A 12,333-nucleotide genomic window follows, 5' to 3' on the forward strand; every position below is an offset into this window, starting at 1 on the left:
AACTGATACCCCGGGTGTTGAGAGAGTATGGCCAAATCCTTAAGAGAGTACTGCCGGGAAAGGTTTTGTTTGCCATTTTCCTGAAGCTTCCGTTTTCCAATAAGGCTGGATTGTGGCTCGAACGTTCAGGGTTTTTCGCGATGGCGCGGTTCTCGCGGCCTTCTTCATCCTTCTGGTGCTGATCGCCGCGAAGCTGGACGAGGCGGCCGACAGCACCGTGCGCGGTCCGTTCCACGTGATCGACGGTGACACGCTGGCGGTGGGCGGCGAACGCCTGCGGCTGCAGGGCATGGATGCGCCGGAGCTCGATCAGACCTGCGAAGACGGCCGCGGCAGGTCATGGGCCTGTGGGGAAGAGGCGAGACGGCTGCTGATACGGCTCGTCGCCGGCGGTGAGACGGAATGCCTCGGTCGCGAGCGCGACAAATATCGCCGGCTTCTGGTGCGCTGCCGTTCGGGCGCCACGAGCGTCAACGGCACGCTGGTGCGGCAAGGCCTCGCGGTCGCCTCCGGGCGTTATGCACAGGAACAGGTGGAAGCGCGGCGCGAACGGTTGGGGCTGTGGGCCGGCCAGTTCGAAAGCCCGCGGGACTGGCGCGCCAGCCGCGGCATGATGGACGATTTCAGCCTGGTGGAGGTGTTTTGGGATTGGATGAAACGGGTAACGGCCTGGCAATGAGCAGGGATGACATCGCCGACGGCGAGGAGGATATCGGCGACCTGGCCCGCGCGATCAGGGCATGCCGCATCTGTCGCGACGCGCCCGCGAAAGGCGAGGGTGACCGGCTGCCGCATGAGCCGCGGCCGGTCGCCGTGCTGTCGAAGACCGCGAGGGTGCTGATCGCCGGCCAGGCGCCGGGGCTTCGGGTGCACGAGAGCGGGCTGCCGTTCAACGACGCTTCCGGCAACCGCCTGCGCGACTGGATGGCGGTGACCCGCGAAGAGTTCTACGATCCGCAGAAGTTTGCGATCGTGCCGATGGGCTTCTGTTTTCCTGGCTATGATGCCAAGGGCAGCGACCTGCCGCCGCGGCTCGAATGCGCGCCGTTCTGGCGCGCCAGGGTAATCGCCGCGATGCCGCAGATCGAACTGGTTCTAGCCGTCGGCGGTTATGCTCAAGGCTGGCATCTGGGGAACCGGCGACGCAAGGGCATGACGGAAACGGTAGAGAACTGGCGAGACTATGTCTTCGCCAACCAGGGGCCGAGGATACTGCCGCTGCCGCATCCGAGCTGGCGCAATACCGGCTGGCTCAAAAAGAATCCGTGGTTCGAGGCGGATCTGCTGCCGGTGCTGCGACAGCATGTGGATAGCTTGATACGAGAAACAAATTTCGGTTAACTGCCGCGAATTCGGTGTATAACGAAAAATCATTTCGAAAGGACTCTGATGGACCGCCTCGACCGTAAGATACTGCGCATTCTGCAGGAAGATTCCACTCTCGCCGTCGCGGACCTCGCGAAGAAGGTCGGCCTGTCGACCACGCCTTGCTGGCGCCGCATCCAGAAGATGGAAGAGGATGGCGTCATCCGTCGCCGCGTGGCGCTGCTCGATCCGGTCAAGGTCAATACCAAGGTCACGGTCTTCGTCTCGATCCGCACTGCCAGCCACTCGATCGAATGGCTGAAGCGGTTTTCGGAAGTCGTCGTCGATTTCCCGGAAGTGGTCGAATTCTACCGCATGAGCGGCGACGTCGACTACCTGCTGCGCGTCGTCGTGCCGGACATCGGTGCCTATGACGCCTTCTACAAGCGCCTGATCGCAAAGATCGAAATCCGCGATGTTTCGTCGGTGTTTGCGATGGAGCAGATCAAGTACACGACCGAACTGCCGCTCGACTACATGACGCTGGACAACCAGAAATCAGGCGAGGAATAGTTCGCCGTTTGGCGGATCGGGATCATTTTCTGGCAGGACGGGCCGAGTTGAAACGGCCCGTTTGGGTTTATCTGGGTTTCATCGAAACAGATGGAGCTCGACATGCAGGAGCAGGCAAAGGCCAATAAAGCGATCATCCGCGGATATATCGAAGAGATCTGGAACCGTGGCCTGATCGAGCGCTTCGGGAATTTTTTCGCAGCCGACTATCAAGAGGCCGCCTATTCGCCGGCCAGTTCGGAAGGGCATTGCGCCATGGTGGCGGTGCAGAAGCGGATCATGCCGGATGCTGTCTGGACGATTGAGCGGATGGCCGCCGAGGACGATGGCGTCATATGCGAGCTGACCTTGCGCGGCACGCACCAGGCGGCTTTCAAGGGCGTCGAGCCCTCCGGCAATCCCATCCGCGTGCGCGCCTATCGGACCTTCGTCCTGAAGGACGGCAAGATCGTCCATCATTCCGCATTGCTCGACACCGCCGAACTGCTAAAGCAGATGCAGGGACAGCAGGCGGCATAGGGCAAGTCCGGCAGCGATGGCGACGATTTCTCATGCCTATCATCGGGTGTTCGACGAGCCGTTCGAAATCGAACGGGCCTTCGATGCCGATTACCTGCTTTACGCCTCGACCGGCACCTTCATTCTCGACATCGGCGACCGCCGCTGGATGCTGCCACCGCAAAGGGCGGCGCTGATCGCAAGGGGAACGGTAATCGCGGTGCGCAGCAAGGGGCAAGCCACGGCGTCCTCTGTGCTGTTCGGCGATAGCGAATTCGACGCGCCGCTGCCGGTCTGCCGGGTCTTCGGCCTTTCCGATCTGGCGCGGCAGATGATCCTGCATGTCATGCATTGGGATGCCGGGCGCCCCTCAGGCGACGAAACCGCGAATGCCTTCTTCAAGGCGCTTGCGTCCGTCGCGCGGGATCTGGCTGCGGACGAGGACGAGACGTGGTTGCCGAAACCGCAGTCGCCGGGCATGGCGGTCGCCGTCGCGCGGATGCTGGAAGATCTCGACCAGGATCTTGATTTCGGCTCCCTTGCGGAGGCTGCCCGACTTTCGGAACGGACGCTGGCACGAAAATTCGATGCGGAGCTCGGCATGAGTTTTCGCGATTTCCGGCATCGGGCGCGGATGGTGAGGGCCAAGGAGATGCTGCTCGCCGGCCGGGAGTCGATCACCGAAATCGGCCTCGCTTGCGGGTTCGAAAGCACGAGTTCCTTCATCAAGGCGTTTCGGACCTTTGCGGGCGCGACGCCGCGGCAATACCGGATGGGTAAAGCCGGCTAGGCCCTCAGTCGCGCCAGAAGCTTCTCGCCCGACAATTCCTTCGCGGCATCCTTGCCGATCCAGCGGGCGGTCTTGTCCGGCGAGGCGGCGAGCTTTTCGGCAAGTGCCAGGGCAGGGGCGTGGCAGGTTCGGTTGCGCTTGCCGATATTGCGGAGCGCCCAGTTGACCGCCTTCCTGACGAAATTGCGCGGGTCGGCGGAATGCGCCTCGATCAGCGGCAGATAGGCGATGAAGGTTTCGTCCGGCTCCTGTTTGCGGTGCACGGCGGCGCCGGCGATCATCGCGAACGCGGTGCGGCGGACGAACTCCCGGTCGTCCTCGGCGAAATCGGCGACGAGCTGCTGCCAGAACGGCGTCTCAGTCAAAAGGTCGGCGGCGGTGTCGACGATTTCCCAGGAGGCAAAATCCTCCGCCCATCCGCGCGCCTCGGCCGGAGTCAGCGCTGTGGGATCGGCGGTGTAGATCGCAAGCATGCGGGCTTCGCGGATGCCGGTGCGCCAGAGGTCCAGCGCCCGGCCGTGATCGCGTTTGACGGCCCGCGCGATCTTCTGCATCTCGGGATTGGAGATGCCGATCGCCCGGTCAGTGACAATGCCGAAACGGGCCATCCCTAAAATGTTCTCCTCCGACCGCAGCGTTTCGAGATGCGCGATGATCCCGGCGACGTCGGAGGAGGGGCCGATCATGACCGGCCTATTTCTTTTCGAGCCGGGCGAGCAGCGAGGACGTATCCCAGCGCTTGCCGCCCATCGCCTGCACGTCGCCGTAGAATTGGTCGACGAGGGCCGTGACCGGCAGCTTGGCGCCGTTGCGGCGGGCTTCGGTCAGCACGATGTCGAGATCCTTGCGCATCCAGTCGACCGCAAAGCCGAAATCGTATTTGCCGGCATTCATCGTCTTGTAGCGGTTCTCCATCTGCCAGGAGCCAGCCGCACCCTTGGAGATCACCTCGATGACCTTCTCGATGTCGAGGCCGGCCTGCTTGCCGAAATGGATCGATTCGGCCAGCCCCTGGACGAGGCCGGCGATGCAGATCTGGTTCATCATCTTGGTGAGCTGGCCGGCGCCTGCCGGACCCATGAGGCCGACCATGCGGGCATAGGCGTCGATCACCGGCCTGGCCTTCTCGAATGTCGCCTCGTCGCCGCCGCACATGACGGTGAGCACGCCGTTTTCGGCGCCGGCCTGGCCGCCCGAAACCGGCGCGTCGATGAAGCCGACGCCCTTTTCTCGTGCCGCGGCATCGAGCTCGCGGGCGACTTCGGCGCTGGCGGTGGTATTGTCGATCAGGATGGCGCCCGCTTTCATGCCGGCGAGAACGCCTGTCTCGGTGATTGTCACCGAGCGGAGATCGTCGTCGTTGCCGACGCAGACGAACACGAAATCGGCATCCTTGGCCGCTTCGGCCGGCATGGCGGCGGCCTTGCCGCCGAACTTCTTCGCCCAGTCCTCGGCCTTGGCAGCCGTGCGGTTATAGACGGTGACGTCATGGCCGCCCTTGACCTTGAGATGCCCGGCCATGGGATAACCCATCACCCCGAGACCGATGAATGCCACTTTCGCCATGCTGAACCTCCAGAATTTTGTTGCCAGAGGATTAGAGCAAAGCGGACCTCCGGAAAAGCGCAGATTTCGGTTTCGGAGGGGCGCACCCTTCGAGGCAGCTGCGCTCCCCTGGCTGCGCTTGGTTCAGAACGGCTTGATTACCGCGAGCGCGACGATGACGACGACCGAGCCGAGGACGATCGGCAGGCCGGCGCGCACGAAGGCCGGAGGATCGAGATGCGGATCGGCTTCCATGCGGCGCATCCAGGCGCCCTGCATGCCGTGCAGCGCCGACAGCATGAGGACGATCAGGAATTTGAAGCCGAACCAGCCGGAAGTATAGAAACCGTAGCCGAAGGCGAGCCACAGGCCGAAAAGCCAGGCGCCGCCGAGTGCGGCCGTGGTGACGGTGCGGTCGTATTTCCTGAGCGCCGAAATGACGCCGGTGCGGATGGTCGGCGGCACCATGCCGATGACAAAAGCGTTGATCAGCATGCCGCCGATCAGCAGGAAGTCGGACAGAATGTGCAGGGCCTTGATAACGAAATACAGCATGGTCAACTCCAGATCATGGCTTCGGTGAAGCCCAGTTCGGCAAAATCTTGTTTTCTCAATTGGTCTTCGCCCATGCAGAAGAACTCGTCGAGCTGCGGCGGTTGAACGGTGGTTCCCGACAGCATGGCGTGAACCTGGCCGCGATGATGGATCTGGTGCTGGAAAAGATGCATCAGCAGCCGATCGGCAGGTTCGACCTGCACGAAGGTGCGCCGGGGAATACGGATGTCCTCGGCGATCGTTTTCTCATCCAGGCTTCGACAGTGGTCGATGAGACGGCGATCGGCGGCGCGCTGTTCGCGATCGAGATCGGCGAAGAGCGGACAGGGAATCTCCGGCTCGAAGGCGGCGGGACCGAGGCAATTGCCTTCGAGGGCGCTGATATAGAGCCAATCGACGGTCAGGATATGGTTGAGGGTATGGATGATCGACGGGAAGAAGCTGACCCGCGTCGCATCCAGCTCTTCGCGCGAAAGCTCTCCGCAGGCTTTCAGCAGCCGGTGGTTGGCCCACGCGTTGTTATAGGCCTGGGCAAGAAGATAGCGCTGCGGCGTCATCCGAATCCCTCCGTTGCGGAGGCAAACTATCGATGAAGAGGGACGATGAGAAGATGGCTCGCGAACACTAGGATGATTTCACTTGGTCGCTGTCGGCGCCTGTCACGACCTGTAACGGCGCCGAGAATTGCTATTGCGCTCTCAACCTGCAATCACGACTTTACAATCAGCCGCGCGATCACCAGATGGCCCGGCGTCGGATTGCCGTCCTGCATCCGCACGTTGATGTCGGAGATTTCGAGAAGCTCGAAGCCGGTGGCGGCGAGGCGTTCGCGGACATAGGTTTCCGAATGGGCGAAACGCTGGTGCGGGCCGACGATGTAGGGCCGGCCGGCAAAGCTCTCGTCGGGCAGGGTCTCCGAGGAGAAGACGAACAGGCCGCCGGGAGCCATGTTTTCTGCCGCGCCGAAGAACAGCGGTTCCAGCGCGCCGAGATAGGGCAGCACGTCGGTGGCGGTTACCAGGTCAAAGGGCTCGTCGTCGTTGTCTTCGAGGAAATCCTCGACTTCCGCCACGTAAAGCGTCTCGTAGAGATCCTTTTCGTGCGCGATTTCAACCATATTCTCGGAAATGTCGATGCCGGTGATGTCGTCGACCATGTCGCGCAAAGTGCCACCGGTAAGCCCCGTGCCGCAGCCGAGATCGAGCATGCGCTTGAACGGCCCGAGCTTCAGCTCCTGCAGGCGCTGGCGCACGATCACCGGCACGGCGTAGCCCAGCTGCTCGACGAGAATGTCCTCGAAGCTTTCGGCGTGCTGGTCGAACAGGGTTTCCACATAGGCGTCCGGCGCCTTGGGGGGCGTCTCGCCGCGGCCCATGGCTGCGATGCGCACGGCGGCACCGCCGTGGTCCTCGGGATCGAGTTCGAGCACCTGCTCGTAGGCCTTGACGGCTGCGTCGATATCGCCCGCCTTCTCCAGCGCCAGCGCGCGGTTATAGGCCTCTGCCAGGGCTTCCTCGTCGATCTTCTTCATGGCCAGCGTCCTTCTTTTTGCAAGCGGCTTTAAGCCGCTGGCCGGCATTTGTCCATCAGGGGGAACGCGGCGGGTGCTCATTCGTTGAAAAGTCAAAGCAGAACGGCTTTTTTGAGAACCACTCCGGGAGAAGGTCATGCCAGCCGATGAGGGCAAGAGCGTGCTGGAGCAGAATGTCGAGCGGCGCGCGCCGTCGCTGCCGATGACCTCCGCCGAAAAGGCCAATGTGATCATCCACTATTACCGCGGCGAACTCGGGCGGATGACCAGCTGGCGCGACCGCATCGACCGCACCTCGAACTGGTCGATCACGGTGGTGGCGGCGCTGCTATCGGTCTCGCTGTCGACGCCGACGTCGCATCACGGCGTGGTTCTGTTTGCGATGCTGCTGATCTCGCTGCTTCTCCTGATCGAAGCACGGCGCTACCGCTTCTTCGACGTCTACCGCGCAAGGGTTCGCAAGCTGGAACGCCATTATTTCGCGCAGGCGCTTTATCCGCAGGCGGACCTAAAGCCCGACTGGGCGCAGGCGATCGCCACGAGCCTGCGCAATCCCTGTTTCCTGATCAGCTACCGGGAAGCGCTGTTTCGCCGGGTGAGGCGCAACTATGTCTGGATGTACGCCATCCTGCTGATGGCGTGGCTTCTGAAGATCTCGACGCCCAAACTCCTGCCCAACGATACTCAGGCGGATGTCGTGTTCTCATGGTCGGAGGCGGTCAACAACGCCGCGCTCGGTCCGCTGCCGGGATGGAGCGTGATTGCGCTCGTCGCGGTCCTTTATGCTGCCGTGATTTTCTCAGCCCTGCATCGCGAGCCGGACGACGGCGAATTCGCCCATGGCGAAGTGCACGTCTGAAACGCGCGGCTGCCGAATGCGAGCCCGCCAACCGAAGCTCCTAATGGGCCTTCATACGATGAAATAACGCTGCGGTTGAAAAGGCGCACACTTGAGAGAAAAAGGAAGTAGACAACCCCACGTAAAATGGAAAAGAAGATGCCGTAAATAAAGTAGATTTTCCAACGTATTTTTCTTCAGAAATCCCAACGTGATGGAAGAACGATATGTTCGTCATGAATAAAGTGATCATATAAAAGATTCCTGTCCCAATTATCATTCCGTTATTGTATCCACCGGCAATATTTAATGTTTTTTGTTTCGAATAAGCAATAATCGCAGCAAAAAATAGGACAGTACTCCCGACAAAATAATTTATCAATCCGGCAACATAATAGAACCCCGAAATATTGTCATACTTGTTCAAACCTTCAAATCTAGCTTGAAATGACTTACTTAAGTTCAAGGTTGAAAATAGCAATCTATCAAAATATCCAATAGAGAAAAAATATCCCAGCAAATATGTTGCAGATGTGACGATTATTATCGATGATATTATCGTAATATTTATGTAGCTCTGAAGCTGAGGATGATCTTTATATTGGAAAGGGAATATTTTATCGTTATCGATTTTGGGCATTTTTAACCTCTAGAAATGTCGCCACATATCCAATTCGAGCACAACAGAAGATAATAATTTGCAAGCTTCACGTTGGCAAATCAGACATCTACGCTATTCCTTTGTTCGAAATCCGTTCCATATCCAGTCAATAAGCAAATTAAAAGTCTTGTAGGCGTTTGGAATTCTACCGGAGTTGGAGATTTTAACTGAGTAATCAAGGATTTTCGAAAAAAAATAACAAGACAGCATAACTAAAAAGTATTTTCTAGTTTGACTTGAGTAATACATGAGGAAAAACGAGATTGAAATTAGAAGAGTGCGGCCAAAGATCTTCATAAATTTTACTCTTACTCCCAATTAAACCACCATTTCATTTCTTAATTTAAAGTGTACGCTCCACCCACAAACCTCGCTTCTGCCGCCTTCATCAATCGATCCGTCGCCTTGATGTTGGAGCCCGTTGTCACGTGAATGGAGGAATGGCTGGGTATTGAGCAAGACAGCCCATTGCCTGAAAGTGGCGACGTGCGCAGCAAGAAGGTCGCCCTCCGCACCGGCGCCAGCGGAGCACTCTCCGGACGCCTCAAAACCTGCCACACCTCCCGCGAAGTAACGCCTCGAAGAGCACTTTCATCATTAACAGCCGTTATGCAGAAACCTAGGTTTTCACGTCAAACGTGTGAAGTCAATCAAACCAAAACAGCAACCAAGAGGATGATTGCCCGGATCGCCAATGCGCGACGGGGCAATTGACCGCAGGCAAACAAGGCCGACGTTCTGGCTTCAGGCTGGATGCGCATAAGGCATTTATCATCGGCACTTCGCAGCAGCCGGATATGACACGATTAAAATGGACGCGCCGTAGACCGCTGTTTCTTAGTGCAGGATGATCTCGCCCTTTACGGCCCGCCACTCGCTGGCCGAGATCAGCTTGCGGTGGACATAGCGGACGGAATGCAGCGGTCCGTCGAGCTTCTCCTGCCAGAATTTGAGAAAACCGTTCATCTCCGGGAAGTCCGGGGCGAGGTCGTAGTTCTGCCAGACATAGCTTTGCAGCAGGGCCGGATGGTCCGGCAGGTGGTAGAAGATCTGGGCGGTCGTCAGCCCGTAGCCTTTCAGCATCAGTTCCATTTCAGACATGCAAGCAGTTCCCGTTTGTTGTTTCGAACTGACGTCGTTGCGTCATTCGATAGGAGAACATGCCATGTTTAACCGAAGCTTTACAATTGCGCTTTAAGAGCACATTTGTGATAATTTTCAGTATGTTAGCAGCTATGATTTCCGAGTGCTGCTAACGCTTCAGATGGCGCGTCAGGCGCGCCTCGATGAAGGCCCAGAGGTGCCGCAGCGCTTCGACGATGGCGAGATAGAAGATCGCCGCCCATAGATAGCTCTGGTAGTCGAACGTCCGGGAGAAGGCATAACGCGTCTCGCCCATCAGGTCGTAGACGGTGACGATCGCGACGACGGCCGATCCCTTGATCAGAAGCACGATCTCGTTGCCGTAGGGGCGCAATGCGACGATCAGGGCCTGAGGCAGGATGACCTTGCGGAAGGCGTTGCGTTTCGAAAGGCCGAGCGCGGCGGCACCCTCGTGCTGGCCGCGCGGGACGCTTTCGATTGCGCCGCGCAGAATCTCCGCCTGGTAGGCGGCGGTGTTGAGTGTCAGCGAAAAAAGGCCGCAATACCAGGCTTCGCGAAAGAACCACCAGAGGCCGACGGATTCCAGCTGCGGGCGGAAACTGCCGAGCCCGTAATAGATCAGGAAGAGCTGGGCGAGCAGCGGCGTGCTTCGGAACACGTAGACATAGGCGTAGGCGATGGCGTTCAGCGCCTTGTTACTCGACATCCGTGCAAAGGCGATCGGCGCCGACAGGACGGCACCGAGGACGACGGCGAGGCCGACCAGCGAGATCGTCGTCCAGAGGCCGTGGAGGTAACGCGGGCCGTAGCGCAGGAATTTGTCCTCGTTCCAGCCATTGATCATCATGAAGGCAAGCGCGATCGCAAGGGCCGCCCAGACCACCAGCACGACGATGCCGGCAATGCGCGCCGGCGCCAGCGTTTTTTGGATCAGGGCCGGGGGCACGCGGGGCGGGATCAGTTCCTTGACGTAACTCATCGATGCCCCTCCGAACGTTTCGCCCAGCGCTCGACGAAGCCGAGGCCGACGGACGAGATCATCGCGAGGATCAGATAGAGCAGGCAGGCTATGCCGTAGAAGAAGAAGGCTTCCTTGCTGACGCGCGCCGCAATGCCGGTCTGGCGCAGGATGTCGGCAAGCCCGATCACCGAGACATAGGACGTGTCCTTGAGCAGGATCAGCCAGAGATTGGTAAGGCCGGGCAGCGCGATGCGGATGAGCTGCGGCAGGATGACGAGAAGCATGGTGCGCGAGCGGTGGAGACCGAGCGCATCGCCTGCCTCGTACTGGCCACGCGGGATCGCCCTGAAGGCCGACAGCATGACTTCGGAAGAATAGGAGGAGAAGACGACGGCGAGCGCCGCCATGCCGGCAATGAAGGCGTTGATCTCGACGCGCCCGGCATAGCCGAAGGAGGCGAGCACAGCCTGGATGAGGATCTGCAGGCCGTAATAGACGATGAACAGGGTCAGCAATTCCGGCAGGCCGCGGAAGATCGTCGTGTAGATGCCCGCGGCAAGCCTCAGCAGCTTGTCCTCCGACTGCGCCGCCAGCGCGATCAGGAAGCCGATGACCAGCCCGACGGGCAGGGTGGCGAGGGCGAGCGTGATCGTAACCTTGACGCCGAAGGCGATCTCGTCGCCCCAGCCGGCCTCGCCGCAGGCAACGATGCTACCGGAACCGAATAGTGAAAAAAGCCCGACAGGCCCGCAAAGCGGATCAAGCACCGAAAAGAGGGCGGAAAAGAATCCGCTCATAAGGTCGTTTTCCCCTGCGGCCTTTTTGTGTGCCGCTTTTGTCTTGTGTTAACGCCATTAAAAAGAAAAACGGCGGAAGGGCAAGCCTCCCGCCGCGCGGTAACCGGGTTCTCCGGTCGATTACTGGCCGTAGGCGTCGAAATCGAAATACTTGTCGTTGATGGCCTTGTACTTGCCGTTGGCGCGGATCGCGACGATGGCGGCCGAGAACTTGTCGGCAAGCGCCGTTTCGCCCTTGCGGACCGCAATGCCCGCACCTTCGCCGTTGATCTCGACGTCGATCGGCAGCGGTGACAGGATCTTGCAGCACTTGCCAGCATCCGACTTGATCCACTGCGACAGCACGACGATATCGTCGATGACGGCATCGATACGGCCGTTGGTGATGTCGAGCTTGTATTCGTCAGCTGTGGGGTACAGCTTCAGCTCCGAGTCGGGCATATGCTTTTCGGCATAGTTCGAATGGGTGGTGGAGCCCTGCGCGCCGATCGTCTTGCCCTTGAGGCCGGCGGCGGTCGCTTCCTTGATCGGCGAATCCTTCGGGACGGCGATGGCGGGCGGCGTGTTGTAGTATTTCTTCGAGAAGGTGACCTGCTCCTTCCGCTCGGGGGTGATCGACATGGAAGCAATGATCGCATCGAATTTCTTCGACTGCAGCGCCGGAATGATGCCGTCCCAGTCATTGGTGACGAAGGTGCAGGTGACCTTCATCTCGTCGCAGAGCGCCTTGGCGATATCGACGTCGAAACCGGTGAGCTGACCGTTGGCTTCCAGGTTGTTGAAGGGCGGGTAGGCGCCTTCGGTGCCGATCACGAGTTTCTCCTGAGCCATCGCCGAACCGGCGAAAAGCGACAGGGCGGCGATCGAGGCGGCAGCAAGGAATCGGGTGGAGATGTTCATTTTGATCCTCTCTGTTGGCAACCTGCGGTGTTGGTCTTTTTCGGCCGCAGGGAGACGGGGCACGCATGCAGGCGGGCTCCGAGTGGATTTTTAGATACCTGCTCGGGAAAAATTGCAACGGCATTTTACGTGCACGTCTGGTTGCCACCAGCTGATGAACAACACATTCATGCGAGGTTCAGGCCATCCGCAACAGGCTGCAACGGAACCATTTTGGTGCAATACAGTTGAGCCGCCGCGTAAGTCCGCCGAAAAAGGCAATAAAGGACGCGCAT

Annotated in this window: 17 protein-coding genes; 7 read left to right on the plus strand and 10 right to left on the minus strand. The window is 59.4% G+C overall.

What is annotated here, in order from left to right:
* Nucleotides 1-112: 112 nt before the first annotated feature.
* The 5 genes from ACSQ3G_RS07695 to ACSQ3G_RS07715 all read left to right on the plus strand — a co-directional run bounded on the left by ACSQ3G_RS07695 (nucleotide 113) and on the right by ACSQ3G_RS07715 (nucleotide 3,166).
* Complete coding sequence (locus ACSQ3G_RS07695; RefSeq protein ID WP_436109583.1) at nucleotides 113-679, plus strand: thermonuclease family protein; 567 nt, start codon at nucleotides 113-115, stop codon at nucleotides 677-679.
* Entirely contained in the window at nucleotides 676-1,341 is a 666-nt protein-coding gene (locus ACSQ3G_RS07700) for a uracil-DNA glycosylase family protein (RefSeq protein ID WP_436109584.1), read from the plus strand. Before ACSQ3G_RS07695 ends, ACSQ3G_RS07700 begins: the two co-directional genes overlap by 4 nt.
* A gap of 48 nt (nucleotides 1,342-1,389) precedes the next feature.
* Nucleotides 1,390-1,878, plus strand: coding sequence for an Lrp/AsnC family transcriptional regulator (locus ACSQ3G_RS07705; RefSeq protein ID WP_046637655.1), 489 nt, complete (start codon nucleotides 1,390-1,392; stop codon nucleotides 1,876-1,878).
* A gap of 102 nt (nucleotides 1,879-1,980) precedes the next feature.
* Complete coding sequence (locus tag ACSQ3G_RS07710) at nucleotides 1,981-2,397, plus strand: ester cyclase (protein ID WP_436109585.1); 417 nt, start codon at nucleotides 1,981-1,983, stop codon at nucleotides 2,395-2,397.
* 16 nt (nucleotides 2,398-2,413) lie between these two features.
* Nucleotides 2,414-3,166, plus strand: a complete 753-nt coding sequence (locus tag ACSQ3G_RS07715; RefSeq protein ID WP_436109586.1) for a helix-turn-helix domain-containing protein — start codon at nucleotides 2,414-2,416, stop codon at nucleotides 3,164-3,166.
* Here the strand turns inward: ACSQ3G_RS07715 and ACSQ3G_RS07720 are convergent.
* From ACSQ3G_RS07720 to ACSQ3G_RS07740, 5 genes are all read right to left on the minus strand, one after another.
* A complete protein-coding gene (locus tag ACSQ3G_RS07720; RefSeq protein ID WP_436109587.1) occupies nucleotides 3,163-3,852 on the minus strand; it encodes a DNA alkylation repair protein in 690 nt (229 codons plus the stop codon). The genes ACSQ3G_RS07715 and ACSQ3G_RS07720 overlap by 4 nt on opposite strands.
* 7 nt (nucleotides 3,853-3,859) lie before the next feature.
* Nucleotides 3,860-4,759, minus strand: a complete 900-nt coding sequence (locus ACSQ3G_RS07725; RefSeq protein ID WP_436111684.1) for an NAD(P)-dependent oxidoreductase — start codon at nucleotides 4,757-4,759, stop codon at nucleotides 3,860-3,862.
* 96 nt (nucleotides 4,760-4,855) lie between these two features.
* Nucleotides 4,856-5,266: a CopD family protein gene (locus ACSQ3G_RS07730; protein ID WP_046630484.1), complete on the minus strand. Its 411-nt coding sequence runs from the start codon at nucleotides 5,264-5,266 to the stop codon at nucleotides 4,856-4,858.
* A gap of 2 nt (nucleotides 5,267-5,268) precedes the next feature.
* The gene (locus ACSQ3G_RS07735) at nucleotides 5,269-5,823 is read right to left on the minus strand and encodes a DinB family protein (protein ID WP_436109588.1); all 555 of its coding nucleotides are present in this window, start codon (nucleotides 5,821-5,823) and stop codon (nucleotides 5,269-5,271) included.
* Between the two features lie 152 nt (nucleotides 5,824-5,975).
* Nucleotides 5,976-6,797, minus strand: a complete 822-nt coding sequence (locus ACSQ3G_RS07740) for a class I SAM-dependent methyltransferase (protein ID WP_037082404.1) — start codon at nucleotides 6,795-6,797, stop codon at nucleotides 5,976-5,978.
* Nucleotides 6,798-6,933: 136 nt separating this feature from the next.
* On the opposite strand from ACSQ3G_RS07740, the gene ACSQ3G_RS07745 reads away from it, so the two are divergent.
* On the plus strand, nucleotides 6,934-7,656 hold the full coding sequence (locus ACSQ3G_RS07745) for a DUF2270 domain-containing protein (RefSeq protein ID WP_105440509.1): 723 nt from the start codon (nucleotides 6,934-6,936) through the stop codon (nucleotides 7,654-7,656).
* Nucleotides 7,657-7,696: 40 nt separating this feature from the next.
* Here the strand turns inward: ACSQ3G_RS07745 and ACSQ3G_RS07750 are convergent, their stop codons facing one another.
* A complete protein-coding gene (locus ACSQ3G_RS07750) occupies nucleotides 7,697-8,275 on the minus strand; it encodes a hypothetical protein (protein WP_436109589.1) in 579 nt (192 codons plus the stop codon).
* Nucleotides 8,276-8,728: 453 nt separating this feature from the next.
* Here ACSQ3G_RS07750 and ACSQ3G_RS07755 point away from each other — a divergent pair, with 453 nt between their 5' ends.
* Nucleotides 8,729-9,010: a hypothetical protein gene (locus tag ACSQ3G_RS07755; protein WP_436109590.1), complete on the plus strand. Its 282-nt coding sequence runs from the start codon at nucleotides 8,729-8,731 to the stop codon at nucleotides 9,008-9,010.
* Between the two features lie 123 nt (nucleotides 9,011-9,133).
* On the opposite strand, the gene ACSQ3G_RS07760 is transcribed toward ACSQ3G_RS07755, so the two are convergent.
* The 4 genes from ACSQ3G_RS07760 to ACSQ3G_RS07775 form a co-directional block, all read right to left on the minus strand.
* Nucleotides 9,134-9,397 (minus strand): usg protein, encoded by a 264-nt coding sequence (locus ACSQ3G_RS07760; RefSeq protein ID WP_046623966.1) that lies wholly within the window; start codon nucleotides 9,395-9,397, stop codon nucleotides 9,134-9,136.
* A gap of 151 nt (nucleotides 9,398-9,548) precedes the next feature.
* Nucleotides 9,549-10,379: an ABC transporter permease gene (locus ACSQ3G_RS07765; protein ID WP_436109591.1), complete on the minus strand. Its 831-nt coding sequence runs from the start codon at nucleotides 10,377-10,379 to the stop codon at nucleotides 9,549-9,551.
* The gene (locus tag ACSQ3G_RS07770) at nucleotides 10,376-11,158 is read right to left on the minus strand and encodes an ABC transporter permease (RefSeq protein WP_105416245.1); all 783 of its coding nucleotides are present in this window, start codon (nucleotides 11,156-11,158) and stop codon (nucleotides 10,376-10,378) included. Before ACSQ3G_RS07770 ends, ACSQ3G_RS07765 begins: the two co-directional genes overlap by 4 nt.
* 120 nt (nucleotides 11,159-11,278) lie before the next feature.
* The gene (locus tag ACSQ3G_RS07775) at nucleotides 11,279-12,058 is read right to left on the minus strand and encodes an ABC transporter substrate-binding protein (protein ID WP_046637642.1); all 780 of its coding nucleotides are present in this window, start codon (nucleotides 12,056-12,058) and stop codon (nucleotides 11,279-11,281) included.
* Nucleotides 12,059-12,333: the final 275 nt, after the last annotated feature.

Origin of the sequence: Neorhizobium tomejilense, from assembly GCF_964254135.1 — a bacterium.
Taxonomy (GTDB): domain Bacteria; phylum Pseudomonadota; class Alphaproteobacteria; order Rhizobiales; family Rhizobiaceae; genus Neorhizobium; species Neorhizobium tomejilense.